Origin of the sequence: Rhizobium sp. CF080 (assembly GCF_000282095.2) — a bacterium.
Classification (GTDB): Bacteria; Pseudomonadota; Alphaproteobacteria; order Rhizobiales; family Rhizobiaceae; genus Neorhizobium.
The window spans coordinates 1,236,232-1,260,192 of sequence record NZ_AKKC02000004.1 but is presented as its reverse complement, the minus strand read 5'-3'; the positions used below and the strand labels follow the sequence as shown (position 1 = coordinate 1,260,192).

Below are 23,961 nucleotides of genomic sequence, written 5' to 3'. Positions count from 1 at the left end.
ACGGAGTTTCTCATGACCAAAGCACAGGACCTTGCCGCCAAGGTCGACAGCAAGGCCTGCCTCGATATCCTTGCCGACATGGTTCGCCACAAGAGTTATTCGGAAACGCCGGGCGAACGGGTGCTGGCCGAGCGTATGGCGGGCGTCATGCGCGAGATGGGCTTGGAGGTGGAGCTTCAGCCGGTGGTCGGCGAGCGCGTCAACGCAATCGGCATCTGGCGTGGCACGGGCGGCGGCAAGAGCCTGCTGTTCAACGGCCATCTGGACACCAATCCGGTCACCGAGGGCTGGACCGTCGATCCCTGGGGCGGCATTGTCGATGACGACTTCATCTACGGCATCGGAGTTTCCAACATGAAGGCCGGCGATGCGTCTTCGCTCTGCGCCGTCAAGACGCTGATCGACAACGGCATCCGGCTGAAGGGCGACGTGGTTCTGACCTATGTCATCGGCGAGCTGCAGGGTGGCATCGGCACGCTTCAGGCCGTGCGCGCCGGCACCAGGGCCGACTATTTCATCAATTCGGAACCGTCCGATCTGCAGGCCATCACCATGCATGCGGCCGCCTTCACCTTCACCATCGAGCTTGAAGGCATTACCCGCCACCTTTCGAAACGCGAAGCGGCGGTCGATGCGATTCGCGCCGCCTGCGATCTGATCCCCGAACTCAGCGCCATGACGTTTTCCGACGCGCCGACGGAAGAGCATCGCTCGGTGAACCGCGTGCATGTCGGCGTCATGCACGGCGCGCTCGGCCGCGAATTGCACGAATGGCGGCCGCCGCAGGTGGCGGATTTCGTCCGCCTTAAGGGGTCGGGTCGCTACGGACCGGGCCAGACCCGCGAAAACGCAATTGCCGACATGCGCCGCGTGCTCGATGGGCTGGAAGCCCGCTATCCCGGCCTGAAGGCGACGGTGAAGCCCGAGACCAAGGAAGGCCAGCCGACCATGCCGGCCTTCGAGGTTTCCAAGGATGCCCGGATCGTTACCGCGCTCAACGCTGCCTATGAAGCGATACGTGGCGAGACGCAACCGACCGGCGCCATTGCGCCTCCTGCCTATTTCGGCACGGATGCCGGCCATCTCTGGGCGGAGGGCGGCATGGAAGGAGTGGTCTGTGGTCCCGGTGGTCGCTACAACACCATGCCGGACGAGCGCGTCGATATCGTTGATTATCTCGACATGATCCGGATCTACCTCATCACGATGACCGATATCTGCGAGATCGCATGACCCTATACGTGCCCCAGGAATTTGCCGCCCGCACGCCCGGCGGGCGCGACGTGCTCCTGAAATTCGAGGCATCGGAGTTCGCCAGCCGTCTGGCGGCGACCCGCCGGCGCATGCGCGAGCGTGGCCTCGATGCATTGATCGTCTTCGCACAGGAAAGCCATTACTGGCTGACGAGCTACGATACCGCCGGCTATGTCTTCTTCCAGGCAGGTCTTGTCCTGGCAGATGACAGCCCGACCATCCTGCTCACCCGCACGCCCGACTTGCGACAGGCAAACGTTGCCTCGATGTATGACGATGTCTGCGTCTGGCTGAATGCCGAGGATGCCAATCCGGCGGAAGACCTGCGCGCGATTCTGGACGAGAAGGGCCTGAAGGGCAAAAAGGTCGGCGTCGAATACGCGACCTACGGTCTAACCGGCTCCAATGCCCGCATGCTCGACAAGGCGCTCGACGGATTCTGCACGACAGAAGATGCTTCGGATATCGTGCGTTCAGGCAGGCTGGTGAAGTCGGCTGCGGAACTCCAGCATGTGCGCGCCGCCGGCCGACTTGCGGATGCGGCGGTCAGGGCTGCCATCGACGTCACCCGGCCCGGCATCCCCGATACGGTCCTGAGCGGTGCGGCGTTGACGTCGATGCTGGCCGGCGGCGGCGACATCCCCTCCGGCGGCCCACTCGTCAACTCCGGCCCGCGCGCGCTTTACGGCCGTGGCATCGGCGGTCCGCGGCTGATCGAGGAGCAGGACCAGATCCTCGTTGAACTGGCGGGCTCGCATTGCCGTTACCATGTCTGCGTCGAGCACACGCTGGTCACCGGCAAGCCGGACCCACGGCAGCTCGACATGCTGCAGGTCGCCAAGGAAGCGCTGGACCGGATCAAGGATGCAGCGCGCGCCGGCGCTGCACTCGGCACGCTCGATGACATCCATCGTCGGGTGCTCGACCATGCCGGCTTCGCCAAGGCGCGGTACGCGGCCTGCGGTTATGCGCTGGGCTGCACGTTCAAGCCGACCTGGATGGACGTGCCGCCGATGATCTATTCCGGAAATCCGTTGATCATGACCCCGGGAATGGTGTTCTTCGTGCACATCATGATTCCCGACGTCTCGACCGGCCTTACGGCTGGCGTTGGCCAGACCTTCGCCATCACCGACGGCGCGCCGGAAGTCTTCAGCGACCTTCCGGTCGAGCTCTATTGCTGCTGATGCAGTCACGAGAAAACGCGCCATGAGGTCCTGGCCGCGAATGCTTGCTACATATCTCCTTGGTTCCGGCGGTATCAGCGAAGCTGGTTGAAGATCAAGGCTGGCAGCCGGTCGAGCAGATAGAGGATCGACAACGGTGACTGGAACCAGAGCGCAGCGCTCGCCAGGGGATCCGCGTCCGACAGCCAGAGATTGCGGCCGTCCCGGTAAATCGCAAGCGAGCGGAATATTTCAAGGCTTTCGACCGTATTGCGGGCGTTATTCGGCCAGATCAGCAGGTCGATGTCGAGGAGCCGGACCTGCTCGAGGCTCAGATAGATCCAGCCGGCGTGATTGGCGAGCGCATCGAGGTCGGGCGGGACGCCCAATCCGAGACTTCGAAGAAAACGCGTCGGTGCCGATCTGCTGTCCCAAAGCACGAACTGCCCTTCGCGAAAGTCGGCGACCGCCACTGTTTTACCGGAAAGGCTGGAGAGTGTTCGGCGGGCTTGTTCCACCCCGCGCTTGACCGTGGCGGTCATTTTGTCCGCCTCGGCGGATTTGCCGAGTGCTCGGGCGATAAGGGCGAGCTGGCTTTCCCAAGGTGCCGTCCACATCAGGTAGCCGCGCGGCGGCGCCACCACCGGAGCGATACGGGAGAGCTTGCGATAGGCGCGCTCATCAAGATCGCGATAGGTGGCGAGGATGAGGTCCGGCTTGAGTGCGAGGATCCATTCGTAATCGAGGAAACGACTGCCACCGATTTCAGGCGCCGCGCCGAGCCGTGTGCGTACCGTCTCCGCCCAGCCCCAGGTGGCATAAGGCCTGTTTCCCCACCATTCCGTGACGCCGACCGGCGCGACGCCGAGCGCATAGGCAAAATCGTGATCGTTGAGTCCGAGGCTGACCACATGCCGCGGGCGTGCTGCGATCACGGTTTCACCGTGTAGATGCTTCACCGTGACAGGGAAGGCCGATGTCTCCTCCGCTATGGCGTCGCGGGTCGCGGCAAAGATCTGGTCGAACATGCAGGCCGCACTACCGCTAAGAAGGGCACGCCGGTTCAAGGTGAAGCCTCCTCGGCGCCTGGCCATTCTCGCGAAAGCGGGGTCGGAACGACCATGGGCGTCCCGGTCAGCGGATCGGGCATGATGGTGGCTGCAAGACCGAACACGTGCTGCAGGAGTTCAACCGTCAGGATCTCCGCTGGCCGCCCCTCGGCGGCAATACCGCCATGCCTGATGGCCACCAGGTGATCGGCGTAGCGGCAAACCTGGTTGAGATCGTGCAGCACCGCGACGATGGTGCGGCCCTCGCGCCGAACCAGCATGGCAAAGAGTTCCATCAGCTCAATCTGATGCGCGATGTCGAGGAATGTGGTCGGTTCGTCGAGCATGAGAAGTGGTGTCTTCTGGGCGAGCGCCATGGCGATCCAGACGCGTTGGCGCTGGCCACCCGAGAGTTCATCGACGCGACGCTCGACGAGATCCTCGATACCGGTCAACTGCAACGCATGCTCAACGGCGGCGATGTCTTCGATAGTCGCTCGCCGTAGCAACTGCCGGTGCGGAAAGCGGCCGCGCCAGACGAGATCGGCCACCAGGATGCTATCCGGAGCGATCGAGCTTTGCGGCAGGAAGCCGAGACGTTTGGCAATGTATCGCGACGATTGGCCGAGGATCGGCCGACCCTCCAGTAGAACTTCGCCTTCATCCGGTCGCAGCACCCGCGCGAGCGCTTTCAGTAGTGTGGACTTGCCGCTGCCATTGGCGCCGACGATTGCGGTGAAACGATTGTCGGGGATTGTGATATCCAGCCCCTGAAGCACGCGATTGCCGCCGAAGGCGACGGAAAGGCCACGGGCCTGGATCAGAGGGGGCAGGGAATTTGTCGTCGTCATGTCATGAGCCTCGACCACGGCGGGCCTCTCGCCCTAGAAGCCATATGAGATAGATGCCACCCATCGAAGCGGTCAGCGCACCGATCGGCATCTGAACGTTGGGGAAGCAGAGGCGCGCCGCCGTATCCGCCGCGAGCAGGAGGAGGGCGCCCATCGTCGCCGGTGCGATGATGGATAAGCCGACATGTCCGGTTGCAAAGCGGGCGAGTTGCGGGGCGACCAGGGCCAGGAAGGTTATCGGCCCGGCGATTGCCGAAACGGTAGCAGTGAGCCCGATACCGACGAGAACTGCGCCGGCGCGGATCAGGCCGGGCCTGATGCCAAACGCTATCGCGAGCTCGTCACCGACCTCCAGCTGCCGCAGCGAGGGTGCAAGGCATGCCGCCAGAGCGAGCAGAGGCAGCACTGGCGGAAGGGCGGCGATGAGAACCGGGCCGTCGATTTCGGTCAGCGATCCCGCCCGCCAACCGGCAGCTGACATTGCCGTCTGCAGATCCACTGTCAGCATCAGCCAGGCGTTGGCTGCATTCAGCATGGCGGCAATACCGATTCCGACGACGATAAACCGCAATCTCGGAAGGCCGCGCCGGGAAACGCTGAGCAGACCGACTGCCAGTGCCGTGGCGAAGCTGCCGATGGCCGCACCGGTCGCCATGCTCGCAAACCCCGTGCCGACGCGAGAGAGCATGACGAGGACACCAGTCTGCGCACCGGCATCGAAGCCGAGGATGTCGGGGCTTCCGAGCGGGTTGCGCGTCAGCGACTGGAACAAGGCTCCCGCCACGCCGAGACCCGCGCCGCAGACGAGTGCCGCGAGAACGCGTGGCAGGCGCCACTCCATGACGACAAGTGCGATGCGTTGATCGGCGGTGCCTGTCATGGCAGAGACGATTTCGAGAAACGAGACCGCGACGCGTCCGTTCGCAAGGCCGAAGCTTCCGAGCAGAACAACTACGAGTGCGAGAAGAAGGCATCGCGCAAGAAGCCTCCTTCTTAGACTTATGCGCACGGTTTGCGTTGATCGCACGACGAGCTGCGGCGGATATCCCGGCTGTGGCTGTTCAGTTGCCTTCGCTTGCATGGCTAGGCGAGCCTCCGGCGGGCGAGCGCGATCAGGACCGGGGCGCCGACGAAAGCACAGACGATGCCGACCTGCAGCTCGGCCGGTCTCAGCAGCAGCCGTCCGGCAATGTCGGACAGGAGCAGCACCGATGGGGCGACAAGGATCGAAAGAAGCAGTATCCAGCGCTCGTCCGGCCCGCAGACCATGCGCGCAACGTGCGGTGCCATCAGCCCGACGAAGCCGATCGGTCCGACGACGGCCGTCGCCGTGCCACAGAGCAGTGCGATTGCCAGAAAGATCACGGCCCTCAGCCTTGTAATGTTGATGCCGAGGCCAGTGGCGCTTTCGTCGCCAAGCGACAAGGCGTTGAGTTCGCTTCCGGCGAGCAGCGCAAGCAAGAGGCCGGCGACAATCGGCAGTGCTGCGGCGGTGGGGACGGAAAATCCATTGGTAGAGAGCGAACCGGCGCTCCATTGGCGGATCGCGTCGAAGGTGGAGGGATCGTTCAGGAGCATGATGGTAGAGAGCCCGCCCAGTGCCGCGGTCACGGCGATACCAGCAAGCAGCAGCGGCACTGGAGAGCCGGAAGGGCGCGCAAGCGCGGTGCCAATGCCGTAAACCGCGAGCGTGGCCGTGGCCGCGCCAGCAAATGCGAGGATCATCTGCCATTCGATGCATGTGATGCCGAAGAAGCAGATGCCGGCAACGACAAAGGTCGCCGCACCGGCATTTACGCCGAGCAGGCCGGGATCGGCGAGCGGACTACGCGTAATCGCCTGCATAAGCGCTCCCGCGCCGCCCAGGCTCATGCCCACGAGAATGCCGAGCGCCGTACGCGGCGCACGCAGGGTTTCGACGAGCAGGGTTTCGCTCGCCGGTGCTTGACCGAACATCATGGCCGACAGGGACGCGAGCGAGATCGGCATTGACCCCAAGGCAAGGCTGCCAAGGCCGGCGCCGGCCAGAAACAGCAAGGCGCAGCAAAGGAAGGCGATCCTTCCGCTGGTCCGAATCCGGCGCGAATGGAGGCCCGCCCGGTGCGCGGGCGGGTCTAGGCGACGGTCCATCAATTGCTCTGACCTCGTGGCCCCCACTGGGCCGCCAGGCTTTCCCTGAGTGCTGCATCGAGCTGTTGCGGGGCGGGGCGAGGCGTATTCTCGTCGATCCAGTAGGCGACCAACTTGTGCCGGTCCGGCGGCAATTTGAGCGTGTTCTTGGCGAATTTGCGGATCTGCCGGATCGTTTCCTGTTCGCCTGCTGCCCAGATATGGCCGGGGCCTGCCGGCAGGGGAAGCGCGGGAAAGATGTCGCCGAGCCGGCTTCGGTAATGGCCGTTGCCGCTGCCGACGATCCAGGTCACGTCGATGTTGTCGGCTTCCGGCAGCGGCTGGATATCCGCTTCGCAGGCGACTTCGATCACGACGCGGCAGATCAAGTGCCTGGGTTTCTGTTCCAGAAGCCGGGTTGCGGCGGGTATGCCGGTCGCATCGGCAATGACAACCTGCCACGGCAGATCGTGCGGGGGAGTATAGAGACCGCGTGGATTGTTGATCACCATCGGCTCTCCTTCCCCGACCTGCTGGGCCCAATCGCTCGCGACGCCGCCTTGGTGGACGACGAAATCGATGTCGATCTCCCGGTTGCTGCGGTCGAAACGGCGCACCGTATAGGTGGAGCAGCGCACGGGCGGCTTGCCTTCGCGATAGCTCCAGCGCCCGTCGGCGTCGATCATCGGCAATACCAGCTCGCCCGTTTCCTCGTCGGGAAAGAACAGGCGCAGATACTCGTCAGGCATGCCTGTGGTGCGGAAACGTTCCAGCTCGTCGCCGACAAAGGTCAGGCGCAGCATGCCCGCGCTGAGGCTGGTTTTCCGGGCAACCGTGACCTGGAAGAAATTGCTGTCCAACATGCGTTCGTCATTCCTGTCTTGAAGGTGGCGCCCGGCCATTGCGGCCGGGCGCCGATCGGGTGGCTACCAGGTGTATCGGAGGCTGCCGATGACGGAGCGGCCCGGATCGAGATAGCAATAGTTGCTCGTGCAGGTCGTATCCCTGCGGTCGAACAGGTTCTTGGCGTTGACCTGGAGGGCGAGGCCCTTGTAGGCCGGATCGATCGCCGCGAAATCGAAGCTCAGGCTGGCATCGAACAAGACGCGCGCATTGTTGATCAGCGTGTTCTGGTCGTTGCCGTAGCTTTCGCCCTGGAAACGGGCACCGGCGCCCACCGACAGGCCGTGCAGGGCAAAGTCCTCGGGAATGGCGTATTTCATCCAGAGCGAGGCCATGTGCATCGGCACGCTGGATACGTAGTTGCCCTCGGTGTCCGCCGGACCCTTCGTGATCTTCAGGTCCGTGTAGGTATAGGAGCCCGACATGGAGATGCCATTGTCGAGGCTCGCCACCGCTTCGATCTCGACGCCCCGCGAGCGCAGCTTACCGCGCTGGACCTGCGTGTTGACGCCGCCTACGACCTCGTAGAAGAGCCCGTTTTCCTGGTCGATGTTGAAGAGGGCCGCGGTGACGACGAGATTGGTGTCCGGGGCCAGGTATTTGACGCCGATTTCCTGCTGCGTGCTCGTCGTCGGCTTGAAGGGAGCGCCCGTCGTGCTGTTCCAGCCGACATTGGGCGAAAAGGCCGTCGAGTAACTCGCGTAGGGCACGAAGCCCCAGGGTGTTTGGTAGGTCAAGCCGACGCGTCCCGAGAATTCCCTGTCCTTCTGCTCGAGCGTGCTCGTGGTGCCTGCGGTCAGATCGGTATTGTCGGTCTTGGTATTGACCCAGTCGTAACGGCCGCCCACGGTCAGTGTCCAGGCGTTGTAACGGGCCTGATCCTGAAGGTACAGGCCGGTCTGCCATTGCTTCTGGTCGGTGCGTGATGTCAGTGGCGGGGTCGCGATGGGAGCGCCGTAATTCGGATTGGTCGTATCGAGCGGGGCGATGGTCGCGCCACCGCTGCTGGATGTGTAGTCAACCCAGGTGAAATCGATGCCGCCGACGACGGTGTGGGTGAGCGCGCCGGTGTCGAACCGTGCCTCCAGCTGGTTGTCGATCACGAAGGAATCGATCCCCTGCTTTTCATAGCCTATCCCGCGGTCGATGAGTGTCGGATCGAGGGCATGGGCGGCGCCACTGTAGGCGTAGGCATATTTTGCAGTGACGTCCTGGCTGGACCAGCGTGCGTTCTGTCGGAAGGTCAAGCTGTCGGTCAGTGCATGCTCGAATTCCCAGCCGAAACGGCCCATCGAGTGGTCGAGTTCGTTGAAGGCCGGGTCACCCGCTTCCCAACGACTGACATGACCGACCCTGTCGTTATAGTAGGCAGGGTTGCCGCCGGTATCCGAGTGCGAATACTCGCCGAGCAAAGTGAGCTTGGTGTCCTCGTCCGGTTTCCAGGTCAGCGCTGGTGCGATGAACTGCACATCGTCGTCAATGTAGTCAAAGTCGGTGCCTGAGGAGCGCGCCACGCCGGTGAGACGGTAGAGCAGAGTATCGTTGTCGCCGACGGGACCGGAGACGTCGAACTGCCCCTGGTAGCGGCTGTCGGTGCCAAACTGGGTTTCGACCTCGCGCAACACCTCCTCCGTCGGCCGCTTCGAGATCACATTGTAGAGGCCGCCTGCGCCCGTCGCGCCGTAGAGCGACGAGGATGGGCCGCGCAGGATCGATATGCCCTCGATGCCGTAAGGCTCGGTCAGGAAGTAGCCGTAGCCGGCTACCGGCTGGCGCAGGTTGTCGCGAAAGACGCCGGTATTGGTGACGTTGAAGCCGCGCACGAAAAAGGAATCATAGCGGGGATCCGTGCCATAGGCATCGACACGCGCACCGGGCGTGTAGGCGATCGCGTCGGTCAGCGATTGCGGGTTCCGGTCCTGAAGTTGCGCCTGTGTAACGGTCGAAACCGACTGCGGCGTTTCCTGAATGGGGGTATCGGTCTTGGCGCCGGTGGCACTGCTGAGGCTTACATAACCGTCGGAATTGATGACGCCGCCGCTGCCGCCATCAAGAACGATTTCCTGAAGGACCGTTGCGCCTTCTGCGCCGAGCGTCGAAGTGCCGCTGGCGGTCTTCTTGACGAGGCGTACAGTCTTGCCGTCGGTAAAATCGAAGCCGAGTTCGGTTCCCGCCAGAAGCTGTCGAAGTGCCTCTTCGATCGTGTAGGCGCCAGAAAGCCCGGCTGTAGTCTTGCCGCGCACGACATTGCTGTCGAAGCCAATCTGCACATCCGCCTGCACCGCAAACTGGGTGAGGGCGCTTGAAAGCGGACCGGCAGGCACCGACACAGTCACCGAGGATTGCTGTGCAGAGACCACAGTCGACATAGCCAGTACGAAAAGGCTGGCTCCTAAGAGAAGCGGACGGAAATTGCGGCCGAAGATAAGCCGGCTGCGGACGCTGAAACCCCAAAACTGCATAAAAAACCTCTTGTCCCCTAAAGGAGGCAGGACGCTTAAAATGCCTGCCTCGGGACATAGACGAACGGGATGGAAACTTGAGGCTGTCGCTCAGCGAAAAATCAGTAAATCAGGGTGACGAAGTTCCCAGCCCGCACAATGCGGACGCCCATCGCGCGGCCGAAGCTTTCGAGAGCCGCATCAGGATCGCTCAGATCGAAGGAGCCGCTGACTAGCCTGCGGGCCGTTGCTGAATTGACGACGATCGCTCGTCCCGGCAGCCTGCGGAAGATTTCTTCAATCACCGAGGCGAGGGGCCGCTCGTCGAACACCAGCCTGTTTTTGAGCCACGGCGCCTCCATTCCTGGAGGCACCCGGCTGATCGTACCCAATTTTCCGTCGCTGCCGTAGGCAATGCGGTCTCCGGGCTCGAGCACCGCCTGGCCTCCGGCCGCTTCTGCGGAAACGACGACACGACTTTCCGTAACCGTCACTTCCGATTGGTCGCCGACGATGTTGACGTCGAAAGCCGTTCCGAGAGCCTTTGCCTCTCCCCCGCCTGATGTGACGACGAATGGTCTCGACGGGTCTTTCGTCACCTCGAAATAGGCTTGGCCCTTGAGAAGCTTTATCCGTCTGGTCTTGGCGTCAAATTCCTCTTCAAGGGCGCTATTGCTATTGAGATGGACCCTGGTGCCATCTGCCAGTATCAAGGTTTCCGTTTGATTGACGGACGTCCGATAGTCCGCTTCCAGTCGGAGCGGCAGGTCCAAAGTGTAACCAAGACAGAGGGCGATGAGGATTGCGGCCCCTGCGATCGTCTTTCTACCAAATCTGCTGTGCGCAAGCGGGTCAAAGTTCTGCCGGGAGAAATCGGCGTCGGCGCGCAGGATTGCCTGGCTGCAGCCAAGAATCCCTGCGGCGCGATGCAGGGCAGCGGCATGGTCCGGGTTCGCCGTCCAGGCGGAAAGCGACAGCCGTTCGTCCGCGCCGAGATCGCCGTCGGCAAGGCGCAGCGCCCAATCTGCGGCTTGTCTACCAATCCTGCGTTTTTCAGATCTGCCGCCCATGAGTTTTCCCTGGTTGCCTCGCTTACTGTGTTAGACGAATGAGATGCAGTTTTTGGGCCGTCAGCCGAGCTTCTCGATACGTTCCATGCAATGCAGCAGCGCTTTGCGCAGATGCCGGTCGATCATCCTGCGCCTTATACCCAGCCCTTCGGCGATCTCTTCCTTGGAAAGTCCGCCGATGCGGTGGGCGATGAAGACGTTGCGGCACTGCGGTGGCAGTTCTTCGATCGCAGATTTGATCGCTGAGACATATCTCGCGCGGTCGAGATTGTAGGCGGGGTCGACAACCGTCACAGGGGTGCTTGCTGCCCGCTCCAGTTCCGCGAACAGTTTTCGTTCGAAGGCCTGACGTTTGAGCCTGTCGAGGCCGAGATTAGCAGCTGCGCGCATGAGGAAGGCGCGTAGCGAATGCCTTCCGGCTAGGACCTGAGGTTGGCGTGCGAGGTTGATGTAGACATCGTGCACCACTTCCGTCGCGCCGGCAGCATCGAGCCCACGGCGGCGCGCTGCACCGCGTATGTCGTCGTAATAGAGCGTGATGGCTGCGTCGAGTAACGATCTGTCAATGAGCGGCGCGGGATTGGTGTCCCCCACCGCTCTCCCGCTCGTGGCTTTGGTATCCATCTTCCTTGTCCGCAGTCCCCAATAAGCTCAGCAACCTACAAAACGTGATAAACAAATTCAAGTTTATGTCCAATGAATGCTGCGCTCAACGGGAATTCCACAGCTCCCGGCTGATATTGAGCGAAGGCAGGTTGAGTGGGCATGCCTCGGCCGTTGTCAACATGAGAGCCGGCGTCGCGATCGACTGAAGCATCGGATCAGCATCAAGATGAGTGAGACCAGAACGGGGCCTTATCCCAACGGTCGAGTTTTGCGCGGGCTAGCGGTTCATCCCCGCAACAAAACCGAATAAAATCAAACACACTGCTGTAATTAGAAAATTTAGATTTCCTCATCGTCGATATGAGGAAAAGCCTGTGTCCATAGAAGCCATCATTCCGAGGAAAATCCTCGTTTTTCTGCCTCAGGAAGTAGCGCACGTACTTGTCGCAAAACTGGCAGAGCGGGGATATGTGTCGGCTGCGGTATCAACGGTGCCGGAGGTTTTCGACGCGCTACGCTCTGATTGTTACGCCTTTGTTGTCACGACGCGCCTGCATATCGCGCTCTTGCGCAACATCCGTTCAATACCCGTGGTCAATCTTGAGGTTTTTTTCCATGCGACGCCTTCGGGCGGCGGCTTCCTTTCCACGCCCAAAAAGTTCGACAGCAGGGCATTTATGGAACGGATCGATTTCCTTGCTCGACCGGTCTCAGCGAGACGCGATCAGGTGGGTGTCGAGCCGGTAAGAACCGTGAGTTTACGAGGAGACGACAGGCTATTCCGGTGGTGGGCCAGAGCAAAGAACATGATGGGCCTGAGCCGCGATCGCGGAGGATTGAAAGATGTTCAATCCTGAGAAGCCTCAAATATTTGCAGCGACGTCGCCTCGCCGAAAGTGCGCCCCTGTCCGAGCCTTGTTCGTAGTCATTCCGTCAGGAGACAAAAGGCCAGCGAAATCGAGTGCCATGGACCGGCAATCGGTTGAAGGCCTTCGTATACGTGACCTGTGGCAGATCGCGGCGCCCAAGCAGGAACAGGCTTTCTTCGGAGTATGCCTTTTGAGCGTCTGGCTGATGAGCGCCGCGTCGTTGAGCGGATACGTCATACTTGCCTTGTTTCTGTTGGTGGCACTCGGGCGGTTTATCCGACATGTGGTCACCACATTCGCAAGAACCTTGCCAAAGCGATCACAGCTCAGGCGGTATCTGCTAATGTGTACTGCAATAGCCTTCTTCTCGCTTCTGGTGGTTCGCAGCTGCTATCTGGCCGCGGTGATCGTTGATACCGAATTCCGGTCCGATCCTTTTGACGTCGGAAATGCCAGCAACAACGTTGAAAAGTGAGGTCAACGGATGCGTGGCCAACGCCGGGGCGCAGGCAAAACAATCAATCTCCTCAGTGCAATTTTGAATTGGCGCGGCGGGCGGCTTGGGATGAGGCTGTCGAAGCCATCGCCGGAGGTGTTCCTGGATAGCGAGCGGCCGAGGAGGAGATTGCCAATGACCCAAACGTTCAACCGTCGCAGCTTCTTGCGCAACGTCGGCCTTGCGGGGCTGAGCCTGACCGCGAGCGGACTTGCGGCGCCGCATATCGCGCGGGCGGCGGCAACCCAGATCAAGATCGTCAGCAACCCGGGCCTGGAAAATACGACGCTGAACACCCTGATGGACCAGCAGGGCTATTTCAATAAATTCGGCGCCGATGCGCTGATCCTTGAATCCCCCGGTGCCACCGGCCCTTTCGACGCAATTGCCGCAGGATCGGGTGATGTCTGCATGGTTTCAGGTTATAACATGGTGCTTCCGCGGATCGAGCAGGGCGCCAGGGTCAAGATCGTCGGCGCCGGAATGGAAAAGACCGCGTTGACGATCTACGCGAAGCCCGACGTGATTAAGACGCTTGCCGACCTCAGGGGCAAGACAGTCGCGGTGGGTCCGAAGATGGGCTTGCTGCATGCGCTGATGCTGCAGCTCATGAAGGAAAAGGGTATCGATGCCGGCGAGGTGAATTTCGTCGACAAAGGGAGCAACGATCAAGCCTATCAGGCGGTGGTCAAGGGCGAGGCTGAAGCCTGCTGTTCGAGCATCTCGCATCTGAACGACAAGGACGGCCTGATCGTGCTCCGCGAGGGCAACATGTGGGAGGCGCTGCCGAAATACACCTTTCAGACCGCCTATGCGTCCGACACCGCGATTCAGGGCAAGCGCGAGGGGTTGATAGCGGTGATGGCTGCCTATGGCGCCCTGTACGACTACCTGATGACACCCGAAGCGCGCGTCGCCTTCTTCACCGCTCGCAAGAGCGCTCAGAAAAAGTTCGATGAAGCCTCGGCGCAGGCAATTTGGGACTTTAACCAGACGCAGCGGCCCTATTCCAAGGATCTGTCGATCAGTGACGGCGGCATCGACTACCTGCAGGACATGTTCATCGGCCTCGGCAGTTCGAAGCGGAAGCGTCCAATCCCAGAGATAGCCGACATGTCGATGGCCCGAGAGGCGGCAAAACTTCTCGGCTAGGGCGTGGCAGAGCCAGGGCCGGTGACAAAGCCATCGTCGCCTTGATATGATTGCGACGACGCTCGAGGCCGTTGCCGTCACACGTCGATCCCTGGTAGGCGCTTTCATAGGCCTTTCAAGCGGCGCGGAGGCTCCGAAAAGGGCGCCCGCATTCGGATGTTATCGATGTCTGCGACGTTTCTCGACCCGCACCGCCGTTCGCCGCCGCCATCGGCCCAGACGCGGGATGTCCATGGACAGAAGGGTGATCGCGCCCACCCGGTCGATAGCCTACACGATTGCCGGATTACGGGACTGGCTGTTACAGCAGAATAAGTAAGTGTGGAGGCGGAGAGGTTGGATCTCATGTTGCTGCAGGTGCCGCATCCGTCGCAGATCAAGGCAACTGGCAGAGGGCGGCCCGTGACCCGCCGGATCATTCTCGGAGTGGCCGTGAACCTTGTTCTGCTCGCGAGGGCACTCTCGGCGTGGGGCGGGGAGCTGCACACTGCCGAAATTTCGCTGGTGGACGGTGTGGCGCGCGGTGAAGCTCTGTCGGCGCCATCGGGCCATGCGCCAACGCTTGTTCTTGCACAGGGTGACACCATCGAGCTTCGGTGGACGAGCGATCGCGATATGGTGCTGCATCTTCACGGATACGATATTGAGGCGCATGTCGGACCGGAACGTAACGCAGCCATGGCCTTTGAGGCGCGTGCAGCGGGACGCTTCCCGGTCGAAACCCATGACGCTGATGGTCGCCACCGGGTCGTTCTCTATATCGAGATGCACCCAAAGTGAACGGCTGTTGGCGCCTTACCGGTCTCTTCCTCTTCCTCGTCACCTCCGACGCTGACGCTCACGCATTCGCCCAACGCTACGACCTGCCGTTACCGCTCTGGCACTATATCGCCGGGGCCGGCGCGGCGGTGGCTCTCTCCTTCCTCGCCGCCGCACTTGTTCTCGGCGGCCGCGCTAAGCCCAGTGCGCACCTAAGACTCCCGCTGCCGCCGTCGCTGGTGAACGTTGTGCGACACGGCCTTGGCGGGGTCGCAATCGCCCTGTTCCTCCTGCTTCTCGTCGCAGGCTTTTTCGGTGCGCAGGACGACTGGGACAGCAATCTCCTGCCGGTCAGCGTCTGGGTCATCTGGTGGGTCGGCATTACCTTTGTCAGCGCGCTCATCGGCAACGTTTGGCCGCTCATCGATCCCTGGCGTGCTGTCGCGAGAATGTTTCCGAGACACCGTGCACCGCTCGGTTGGCCTCGCGGCGCCGAGGCGTGGCCGGCCGTGTTCCTCTTTCTCTCATTCGCATGGTGCGAGGTCGCCTGGACCGAAAACGCGGTGCCGTACAAACTCGCGACCCTGATTCTCGGCTACTCGCTCGTCACCTGGACAGGCATGGCGCTCTTCGGCGTAGAGGTCTGGTGCGCAAAGGCTGATCCCTTCGCGGTCTTCTTCGGCCTGATCGCACGGTTTGCTGCGCTTGATGTCAAGGGCGGCGCCCTCGTCATCCGACCGTTCGGAGCAGGTTTGAGTGACGCGAGGCTGCCGACTCCCGCCGCCGCGGCTTTCGTGATTGTCGTGCTCGCTACCGTGTCGTTCGACGGTATTGGCGAGACACCTTTCTGGGACACCGTGGCCGGCCTGACGATGCGCTTCTTGTACGACGTTGGGATCGTCGCGAGGATCGGCTACACCGCAGCGGACAGCCTCGTCAAAACCCTTGGCCTCTTGGCGACGCCGCTCGTGTTTGCCGCGGTCTATCTCGCGGCCTGCGGCCTCGTCGGACGGATCACCGGCGAACCTACGGGCTACACGGCAAGGCGTTATGTGTTTTCGCTCGTGCCGATTGCGATCGGCTATCACCTCGCGCACTACCTCTCGTATCTTCTGATCCAGGGACAGGCAGTGTGGCCGCTCTTGTCCGATCCACTCAATCTCGGCTGGAACTTGTTTGGCACCCGCGGCACCATGATCGACGTCGGCGTCATCGGAATGCGTTTCGTCTGGTTGTTTGCGGTGTTCGCCATCGTGCTGGGGCATGCAGCCGCGGTGATGCTCGCCCACATGGAGGCCATGCGCAACAATTCGAGCCGGGTGACTGCCGTCGCAAGCCAGGCGCCGATGCTCATTCTCATGGTCGCCTACACGATGCTCAGCCTATGGATATTGTCGCAGCCGGTGGTTGAGGTATGATCGCCGCCGCCATCGATATGGGAGACACCAATGCTGAAGGGATTGATCGCGGCCGGCTTCGCCGTCGGCCTCAGCGCCGCCGCCTGGGCCCAAGCCGATCCGGCTCTCGGGAATTGGGGCCGCAGGGCACCGCTTCTTGCGCCGAATTCCGAGTTCACGCTCACCAGCGCCAACGGCAAGATCTATGTGCTGGGGGGCTATCCGGCCGGCCGGGTGAGCGTGAAGACAGTCCAGGTCTACGACATAGCCGGCGACGCCTGGACGCGTGGCCCCGATCTGCCCGAGGTCAACAATCACGGCATGGCGGCAGCTTATGGCGACGTCATATACCTGTTTGGCGGCCAGACCGATCCGCAGACGGCCTATGTCGACGCGGTCTATTCCCTCGATACACGGCAAGGAGCCAATGCGCGCTGGGAGGAGCGGGCGCGCATGCCGACCAAGCGCAGCGCCGGAGCGGCGGCGGTCCACGAGGGAAAAATCTACGTGGTCGGCGGCCGCCCGCCGCGCGGCCACGATTTTGCGGTCTACGATCCTCGAACGGATACCTGGGAGCGATTGCCTGATCTGCCGACCCAGCGTAACCACATCTCGGCGGAAATGATTGACGGCAAGATCCACGTTTTCGGCGGACGGCTAGGCGGCGGCTTCATGAGCGATAAGACGGCGGCCCACGAGGTCTACGATCCGGCTACGCGGCAATGGACCGTTGCCGCGCCAATGCTGAAGCCACGCAGCGGCATCAACAGCGCCATCACCTATGGTTGTGTGCATGTCTGGGGTGGCGAGGAGGAAGCCGGCGTCTTTCCCGATCACGACATTTACGACCCGCGCAATGATTCCTGGTCGAAACTGCCCAATATGCCTATCCCGGTCCATGGCGTCACCGGGGCCACTTTCGCCGAGGGTCTGATCTATGTCACGGGCGGAGGGACCGAGGTCGGCGGCAACAGTGGCAGCCTGCTCAATCAGATCTATCGGCCGGGTGTAAAATGCGAATAGGAGTTGCCCCAGACCCAGGCATCACGCGGACTGTGTTTCAATGATCGCTGCGAAAGCCAGACCGCGCAAGCGGCTATGACTGCTCTCAAAAGAGCGTCCGCCCTGAATTAGAGTCGCTTCGCCTGATATGGCCTGCAACGCCACATCCACGGCAGCACAGAAGCGGCCGTTTTCTTCAGTGAAAATTGTTGACAATTTACATTCTGCATGTGACATCTGTGGCATGGAGGAAAAAAGATGACCTTGAGCGCCGTCGAAATCCTGCGTTCGCAATCGCTGCCCATGGTGCTGGAGCAGGAGATTGAACGCGTCATCTTGAGCGGTGAGTTTGCTCCCGGCGACCGTATCAACGAGAAGGAACTCGCCCTTCGTTTCGGCATAAGCCGTGGACCGATCCGGGAGGCGCTCCGTTCGATGGACTCTTCCGGCCTCGTGGAGCAGGTTCCGAACCGGGGCTTCTTCGTGCGGCAACTGAGCGCCGAGCAGGCCTGCGATGTCTATGACGTACGTGCGGCGCTTTTCGGCCTTGCCGGCAAACTGCTCGCCGAGCGGATCACCGAGGAGGGGATCGAAAAGCTCAAGTCCTTCATCGCGGACATGGATGCCGCAGTTGCTTCGGACGACTTCGAAAGCTACGTGAAAATCAACTTCGAATTCCACGAATTTATCGTCGCCGGCGGCCGAAATGCGTCGCTGGCGCAGCAATATCTCGGCCTGGTCAAGCAGCTGCGCCTCTACCGCGCCCGCAGCCTCATGCACCGGGAATCCATGCAGGCCTCTCATATCGAGCACCATGCGATGGCCGAGGCGATTATCGCACGCGATCCGGCTCGCGCACTTGCCACTCATACACGACACGTCGAAGCCGCCAAGGAACGGCTTATGGCAACCGTCACAGATCTAAAATAATCTCAGGGAGACCAAACGCGTGACGACCACAAGCAATATCACGGCCCAGGCCATAAGCTTCATCGAGCGAACGACCTATGCCGACCTGCCTGAAGAGGCGCTGGCCATCGGCCGTCGCTGCATGGTCGATACCGTAGGCCTTTATCTCGCCGGCAGCCACGAGCCCTCGGTTCGCATCCTCGTCGAGGATGCACTGGCGCAGGGCGGCCGGGGCGATGCGCCGCTGCCGGGCGCCGGTGCAGCAAAGGTGCCGGCGCCGCTTGCCGGCCGTGTCTGGGGGATTGCCGGTCACGCGCACGATTGGGACGACACGCAGGTTTCGCACGATCCGGCGCATGTCTACGGGCTTTTGACCCATCCTTCCGTCCCGCCGCTGACCGCCGCCTTGGTAATCGGCAGTCAGCTCGGTAATGTCGACGGCCGCGACATCATGCTCGCCTTCCAGGTGGGCTTTGAGGTCGAGTGCAAGATTTCCGAATGGATGAAGCCGCGCCACTATCGCCGTGGGCATCATACCAGCGGCACGGTCGGCACGTTCGGCGCGGCCGTCGCCGCCGCCAAACTGCTCGGCCTGAAGGGCGAAAAGCTTGCCTACACGCTCGGCATGGCGGCGAGTTTTGCGGCCGGCATCCGCGTCAATTTTGGGACGATGACCAAGCCCATGCATGTCGGCCGCGCCTGCGAGAACGGCATCACGGCGGCGTTGCTCGCCGCCCGCGGCTTCGACGCCGATCCGACGGCGCTCGACGGCGCCTGGGGCTTCTTCTCGGTGATGGGCGACGGTTTCGACGAGGAAAAGGTGAAGGCCGGTTTTGGCGCGCCGCTGACGATCGTTTCGCCGGGTGTCAGCGTCAAGCCGTATCCGTCGGGCATCCTCACGCACCAGTCCATGGATGCGATGGTGAAGCTCGTGCTCGACCATGACCTGAAAGCCGAGGAAGTCGAGCGCATCCGCTTCTTCGCCGGCAAGAACATCATCGAGCCGATCCGCTATCCGATTGCCAAGAACCATCTGCAGGCCAAGTTCTCGATGCCGGCGCTCCTGGCGATGATCGTGCTGTGCCGCCGCGCCAGCCATCACGAATTCGAGGATGCCTTCGTCGCGGGCGAAGCGATGCAGGACCTGCAGGCGCGTACCGACGTCATCGAAGATCCCGAGATCGACGCGCAAGGTTACGACAAGATCCGCTCGCGCATCGAAGTCGTCACCAAGGATGGCCGAACGCTAGTCCAATGGGCGGACGAACGGTATCGCGGCGGCCCGTCCAATCCGATCAGCGACGACGGGCTGGATGCCAAGTTCCGCATGTGCGCCGAAGGCGTCATCGATGGCGCTCGCCAGGATGAGCTTCTCGCCCTCGTGCGCGGCATCGACAAGGGCGCCGACGTCAAGCGCCTGGTGTCGCTGATCAGCGGCGCGGACGAGCATGCGGCTAAGGAGATCGCAGCCGAATAATTCGATCGAAACAACGCCGCTCGGGAGAAGCGGCAAACAGTGGGAGAGAGAACATGAGCATTATCAAGATGATCGGGAAAGCAGCCTCCGGGCTTGCCGCCTTGGCGCTGCTTTCCTCGCCGGCCTTCGCCGAGCCGGCCGCCTATCCGGTCAAGGTCGTGACATTGGTCACGCATTCGAGCCCGGGTGGCGGCAGCGACGTCTTCCTGCGCGAGATGTCAAAGCACCTCGGCAAATATATCAATGCCACCTTCGTGGTCGAAAACGTGCAGGGCGGCAGCGGAGCCAAGGCCATGGCTCGCGTTGCTTCGGCTCCCGCTGATGGCAGCGTCTTCTATGCTACCACGCCGACCTATATCTACACGTCGCTGATGAGCAAGCCGCAGAGCACTTACAAGGACATGCAGCCGCTCGTGAACTTCTTCCTCGACAGCGAGGTGGTCTTCACCCGCACCGACGGACCGTTCAAGAGCATGAAGGACGTCATCGAGCATGCGAAGAAGGAGCGCGGCAAGTGGGGCGCCGCCAACCCGGCTTCACTGGAGCGGCAAGCGGCGGAACAGCTGAAGCGCGCTGCCGGCGTGAATGCCGCGATCGTCACCCATGAAGGCGGTGGCGACATGATGCTCAACGTGATGAACGGCACGCTCGACATCGGCATCGGCGAAATCCAGGAACTGCGCTCGCAGCTCGACGCCGGCAAGATCAAGCTGCTCGCCACCTTCAATCCCGAGCGCATTCCCGACAAGGCTGACGTGCCGACGATCAAGGAAGTCGGCTATGATGTTTCGCTCGTCAAATTCCGCGGCCTTGCCGGCCCGAAGGGCCTGCCGGATGCGACGGCCGCCATATGGGACAAGGCCGTAAAGGACGTCCTGAACGACCCCGAATACAAGAAGGCCTATGCCGCCGAAGTGCTGGTGGCCAAACCGATCGACCACAAGGAATATCCGAGCTTCGTCAACAATTTTGCCTCGACGACGGAAGAGTTCCTGAAGACCACCGGCGCCATCAAGTAAAGCTGGCGATGCTTCGGGACCGCGTTTTGCGCGGTCCCGAATATCCCTTTTCCCCATGAGGTGTTCTCATGAACAAAGACCTTCTCAGCGGCGCGGCGTTGCTTGCCGTCGCTGGCACCTATTATACTTGGTCCACCCAGATTGCCGACAGCACCCTTTCGGACGAGATCGGCGCGGACGGCCTGCCGAAAGTGCTTTCCGTCCTGCTCGCCATTCTGGCTGCCTGCCTGATCGGCCGGGCCTTGCTCGCCGTCAGGCTTCACGCCGTAGCGGCGACCACTGGCAAGGCCGATGAGGAGGAAGAAGACGAGAACGCCCCGCTGCCGCGTGCGCTCGGCTTCCTGCTCTTCGGTGCGGCTTATGTCTTCCTGCTTCCCTTCGTCGGCTACATCGTCGCCACCGCGCTGCTGATCGGCGGGATCGCACTTTACGAGGGCGCTCAGCGCCGCAGCTGGATCGTGCCTGCCGCCGCCATAGGCGGCGCCGTGTTCTACTGGGCGATCTTCGTGAAGCTGCTCGGCGTCAACCAGCCCATGGGCTCGATTTTTCAGGGGCTATTTTGATGGCGACGTTCTGGGACATCATTCATCTTCTCACCGAGACGCCGATCTTCTTCGTCGCGATCATCGGCCTCACCTGGGGTATCATGGGCGGCGCGCTGCCGGGCATTTCCGCCTCGATCACCATGGCGCTCGTGCTGCCCTTCACCTATGCCATGGACCCAGCGCAGGCGATCGCGCTGCTTGCCTGCGTCTATATCGGTGCCGAATATGGCGGCTCGATTCCGGCGATCCTGATCCGCACGCCCGGTACCAATTCCTCCGCCGCGACCGTCATCGACGGCTACGAGCTCAACCGCCAGGGACGTGCGGGCGAAGCGCTCGGCATCTCGCTAATGTCCGGCGTGGTCGGCAGCCTGTTCGGCCTGGCTATGCTGATCCTGCTCACCGAACCCCTTTCATGGCTGGCACTCGCCTTCACGCCCGCATCCTATTTCGGGCTCGGCATTCTCGGCCTCAGCGTGATCGCCTCCATGAGTGGGGGATCGCTGATCAAGGGGCTTTGCGCCGCGACCGTCGGGCTGATGATCTCGACCGTCGGTACCGATCCGATCTCCGGCGTCACCCGTTTCACCTTCGATATCCCGGATCTGATCGGCGGCATCGAGCCCGTGCTTGTCATGGTCGGGCTGTTCGCGCTGACAGAGCTGATGAGCCAGTCCGGCTCGGTCGGCCCTGCAAAGCTCAACGCCAGCATCCGCATCAAGCTGCCGAGTTGGTCGATGATGAACAGGCTGAAACGCTCGCAGTTCATCGGCTGCATCCTTGGCCTGTTCGAGGGCCTGACGCCCGGTGGGGGTGGCTCGATCGCGGCCTTCATGTCCTATAACGAAGCTCGCCGCTGGTCGAAGACGCCGCACCTGTTCGGCAAGGGATCGGAAGAGGGCGTTGCGGCGCCGGAAGCGGCCAACAACACGGTGGCGAGCACCGCAATGATCCCGCTGCTCAGCTTTGGCATTCCGAGCTCGAACTCCACCGCGGTCCTGCTGGGCGGCCTTCTGATGCACGGCCTCATCCCGGGTCCGCGCCTGTTCGAACAGAGCGCCCAGGTGATCGACAGCATCTATGTCGGCTCGTTCATCGCCATCATCGCCCAGATCGGCGTCGGCATTATCATCCTGCCGGCCTGTATCTGGCTGGTGAACCGACCGCGTCACTACCGCGCCGGCTTCATCTTCGCGCTGATCCTGTCGGGCATCTACACACTCAACAACAGCCTGTTCGATCTCGGCATCGCGCTCGGTCTTGGGGTGGTCGGTTACCTGATGCGACTTGCCCGCTTCCCGGTCCTGCCGATGATCCTCGGCGTCGTGCTCGGGCACATGGTGGAATCCAGCTATCGCCGGTCGCTGGTACTGTCCGGCGGCGATCTCAGGGTCTTTCTCGAAGATCCGATCGCAGTCGCGCTGCTCTCCCTTGCCCTTGTCTTCATCATCTTTTCGCTCGCTCGCGAAATCCGCGATGCCCGAAAAGCCAAGCTCAAGGAAGCTCATTCATGAATGTCGCCGTTTCTCCGTCGACGCCGGTTGCCGTAAGGCTTGCGACCTTCGCAGCCAAAGCCTCGCTTCCGCCAGCAGCGGCCGCTGTCTGCCGCCGCCTGATCTTCGACATCGTCGCGCTCGCCATCGCCGCCCGTGAAACGGACTATGTCCAGGCAGCGTTGAAAAGCGCCGTGGACGACGGTCCCTGCACCGTCTTCGGCCATGACAGGCGGCTCGGGCTCTACGACGCGGCGCTGGTCAACGGCACCGCGGCGCATGGCGAGGATTATGACGATACGTTCGAAGGCGGCCCGATCCATGCCGGCGCAGTGATCGTTCCGGCCGTGCTGGCAATCGCCGAAAAGCGTGGGCTCGACGGCGAGGCGGTGATGCGCGGTATCGCAGTCGGCACCGAACTCATGTGCCGCATGAGCCTCGTCGCGCCGCAGGCGACCCACAAGGCGAGTTTTCATCCGACGGCGATCTTCGGCGCTCCCGCGGCGGCCGCGGCGGTCGGCGCGGCAATCGGCCTCGACAGCGACAGGATCGCCCGTGCACTCGGCATTTCGGGCAGCCTCGCTTCCGGCATCATCGAATACCTGGCGGACGGCAGTTCGACGAAGCGGCTGCATGCCGGTGCCGCAGCACAGGCCGGCCTGCGTGCAGCCCTGCTTGCAGAAGGGGGTTTCTCCGGTCCGATCACCGTCTTCGACGGCACGAACGGCATGTACAAGGCGTTTGCCCCCTCCAAGGCTCCGGATTTCAGCCATCTGGTGGATACACTCGGCAAGCAATGGATTCTGGAGACGCTGGCGTTCAAGCCCTATGCTTGTGGAACCATGACGCAACCCTTCATCGACTGCGCCATGATGCTGGCGAAATCGGGCGTGAAGGCGGACGATATCGTTTCCATCACCTGCAATGTGGGTGAGGGGACCGTGCACCGGCTCTGGGAGCCGCTTGCGGAAAAGCATCGCCCGCCGAACGGCTATGCCGGTAAATTCTCGACGCCCTATTGCATGGCGGTCGGGTTCACCGATGGCGAAGCGGGTCTCGGGCAGTTCACCAACGAGCGGGTGCTCGATCCGGCACTACGAGTATTGGCTGCGAAGGTCACTTACGAGATCGATCCCAACGATCCCTATCCGAGCAATTTCACCGGCCATCTAAAGGCGGTGCTGAAGGACGGTTCGGTGCGCGCATTCCGCCAGCCGCATATGCGGGGCGGTGCGCACGAGCCCTTGCCGGATGACGAGATGCAGGCCAAGTTTGAAGCGAACCTCAGGTTCGGCGGCTTGACGGGTGAGAGGATCGACACATTGCGGGCAGCACTCGGCGGGATCGCCGATGGTGGTCACGTCGATCTTTCAGCGGCCAGAGTTTGAGCGGAG

At 62.0% G+C, this 23,961-nt stretch carries 22 protein-coding genes; 14 read left to right on the top strand and 8 right to left on the bottom strand.

Features of this window, described 5'->3' with window-relative positions:
• Positions 1 to 12 precede the first annotated feature (12 nt).
• Together PMI07_RS12870 and PMI07_RS12865 are read left to right on the top strand one after the other, a co-directional pair.
• Entirely contained in the window at positions 13 to 1,233 is a 1,221-nt protein-coding gene (locus tag PMI07_RS12870) for a M20/M25/M40 family metallo-hydrolase (protein WP_024163776.1), read from the top strand.
• Positions 1,230 to 2,441: a Xaa-Pro peptidase family protein gene (locus tag PMI07_RS12865; RefSeq protein WP_024163775.1), complete on the top strand. Its 1,212-nt coding sequence runs from the start codon at positions 1,230 to 1,232 to the stop codon at positions 2,439 to 2,441. Before PMI07_RS12870 ends, PMI07_RS12865 begins: the two co-directional genes overlap by 4 nt.
• Positions 2,442 to 2,515: 74 nt before the next feature.
• On the opposite strand, the gene PMI07_RS12860 is transcribed toward PMI07_RS12865, so the two are convergent.
• The 8 genes from PMI07_RS12860 to PMI07_RS12825 form a co-directional block, all read right to left on the bottom strand.
• The gene (locus PMI07_RS12860) at positions 2,516 to 3,487 is read right to left on the bottom strand and encodes an ABC transporter substrate-binding protein (protein ID WP_007757354.1); all 972 of its coding nucleotides are present in this window, start codon (positions 3,485 to 3,487) and stop codon (positions 2,516 to 2,518) included.
• Positions 3,484 to 4,320 (bottom strand): ABC transporter ATP-binding protein, encoded by an 837-nt coding sequence (locus PMI07_RS12855; RefSeq protein WP_007757352.1) that lies wholly within the window; start codon positions 4,318 to 4,320, stop codon positions 3,484 to 3,486. Before PMI07_RS12855 ends, PMI07_RS12860 begins: the two co-directional genes overlap by 4 nt.
• A 1-nt stretch (position 4,321) precedes the next feature.
• Positions 4,322 to 5,401: an iron chelate uptake ABC transporter family permease subunit gene (locus PMI07_RS12850; protein WP_007757350.1), complete on the bottom strand. Its 1,080-nt coding sequence runs from the start codon at positions 5,399 to 5,401 to the stop codon at positions 4,322 to 4,324.
• Positions 5,402 to 5,403: 2 nt separating this feature from the next.
• The gene (locus tag PMI07_RS12845; RefSeq protein ID WP_007757348.1) at positions 5,404 to 6,450 is read right to left on the bottom strand and encodes an iron chelate uptake ABC transporter family permease subunit; all 1,047 of its coding nucleotides are present in this window, start codon (positions 6,448 to 6,450) and stop codon (positions 5,404 to 5,406) included.
• Positions 6,450 to 7,292 (bottom strand): siderophore-interacting protein, encoded by an 843-nt coding sequence (locus PMI07_RS12840; protein ID WP_007757346.1) that lies wholly within the window; start codon positions 7,290 to 7,292, stop codon positions 6,450 to 6,452. The genes PMI07_RS12845 and PMI07_RS12840 overlap by 1 nt, the downstream gene beginning before the upstream one ends.
• Positions 7,293 to 7,355: 63 nt before the next feature.
• A complete protein-coding gene (locus PMI07_RS12835; protein WP_024163774.1) occupies positions 7,356 to 9,794 on the bottom strand; it encodes a TonB-dependent siderophore receptor in 2,439 nt (812 codons plus the stop codon).
• A 101-nt stretch (positions 9,795 to 9,895) separates the two neighbouring features.
• Positions 9,896 to 10,843, bottom strand: coding sequence for a FecR domain-containing protein (locus tag PMI07_RS12830; RefSeq protein ID WP_007757580.1), 948 nt, complete (start codon positions 10,841 to 10,843; stop codon positions 9,896 to 9,898).
• Between the two features lie 60 nt (positions 10,844 to 10,903).
• Positions 10,904 to 11,467: an RNA polymerase sigma factor gene (locus PMI07_RS12825; RefSeq protein ID WP_007757581.1), complete on the bottom strand. Its 564-nt coding sequence runs from the start codon at positions 11,465 to 11,467 to the stop codon at positions 10,904 to 10,906.
• 356 nt (positions 11,468 to 11,823) lie between these two features.
• Here PMI07_RS12825 and PMI07_RS12820 point away from each other — a divergent pair, with 356 nt between their 5' ends.
• The 12 genes from PMI07_RS12820 (at position 11,824) to PMI07_RS12765 (ending at position 23,955) form a co-directional block, all read left to right on the top strand.
• Entirely contained in the window at positions 11,824 to 12,306 is a 483-nt protein-coding gene (locus tag PMI07_RS12820) for a hypothetical protein (protein WP_007757590.1), read from the top strand.
• 109 nt (positions 12,307 to 12,415) lie between these two features.
• Positions 12,416 to 12,793, top strand: a complete 378-nt coding sequence (locus tag PMI07_RS33575) for a hypothetical protein (protein ID WP_155956451.1) — start codon at positions 12,416 to 12,418, stop codon at positions 12,791 to 12,793.
• A gap of 156 nt (positions 12,794 to 12,949) precedes the next feature.
• Positions 12,950 to 13,966: an ABC transporter substrate-binding protein gene (locus PMI07_RS12810; RefSeq protein ID WP_007757593.1), complete on the top strand. Its 1,017-nt coding sequence runs from the start codon at positions 12,950 to 12,952 to the stop codon at positions 13,964 to 13,966.
• Between the two features lie 345 nt (positions 13,967 to 14,311).
• A complete protein-coding gene (locus PMI07_RS12805) occupies positions 14,312 to 14,746 on the top strand; it encodes a hypothetical protein (protein WP_007757594.1) in 435 nt (144 codons plus the stop codon).
• Positions 14,743 to 16,143, top strand: coding sequence for a hypothetical protein (locus tag PMI07_RS12800; RefSeq protein WP_007757595.1), 1,401 nt, complete (start codon positions 14,743 to 14,745; stop codon positions 16,141 to 16,143). The genes PMI07_RS12805 and PMI07_RS12800 overlap by 4 nt, the downstream gene beginning before the upstream one ends.
• A 30-nt stretch (positions 16,144 to 16,173) precedes the next feature.
• Complete coding sequence (locus PMI07_RS12795; RefSeq protein WP_024163773.1) at positions 16,174 to 17,145, top strand: kelch repeat-containing protein; 972 nt, start codon at positions 16,174 to 16,176, stop codon at positions 17,143 to 17,145.
• A 237-nt stretch (positions 17,146 to 17,382) separates the two neighbouring features.
• Positions 17,383 to 18,054, top strand: a complete 672-nt coding sequence (locus PMI07_RS12790; RefSeq protein WP_007753523.1) for an FCD domain-containing protein — start codon at positions 17,383 to 17,385, stop codon at positions 18,052 to 18,054.
• Positions 18,055 to 18,073: 19 nt separating this feature from the next.
• Positions 18,074 to 19,510 (top strand): MmgE/PrpD family protein, encoded by a 1,437-nt coding sequence (locus tag PMI07_RS12785; RefSeq protein WP_007753521.1) that lies wholly within the window; start codon positions 18,074 to 18,076, stop codon positions 19,508 to 19,510.
• Positions 19,511 to 19,563: 53 nt separating this feature from the next.
• The gene (locus tag PMI07_RS12780) at positions 19,564 to 20,529 is read left to right on the top strand and encodes a tripartite tricarboxylate transporter substrate binding protein (protein WP_007753519.1); all 966 of its coding nucleotides are present in this window, start codon (positions 19,564 to 19,566) and stop codon (positions 20,527 to 20,529) included.
• A gap of 68 nt (positions 20,530 to 20,597) precedes the next feature.
• Entirely contained in the window at positions 20,598 to 21,092 is a 495-nt protein-coding gene (locus tag PMI07_RS12775) for a tripartite tricarboxylate transporter TctB family protein (protein WP_007753516.1), read from the top strand.
• Positions 21,092 to 22,588: a tripartite tricarboxylate transporter permease gene (locus PMI07_RS12770; protein WP_007753513.1), complete on the top strand. Its 1,497-nt coding sequence runs from the start codon at positions 21,092 to 21,094 to the stop codon at positions 22,586 to 22,588. Before PMI07_RS12775 ends, PMI07_RS12770 begins: the two co-directional genes overlap by 1 nt.
• Complete coding sequence (locus PMI07_RS12765; protein ID WP_007753511.1) at positions 22,585 to 23,955, top strand: MmgE/PrpD family protein; 1,371 nt, start codon at positions 22,585 to 22,587, stop codon at positions 23,953 to 23,955. The genes PMI07_RS12770 and PMI07_RS12765 overlap by 4 nt, the downstream gene beginning before the upstream one ends.
• The last annotated feature ends 6 nt before the right edge of the window (positions 23,956 to 23,961 follow it).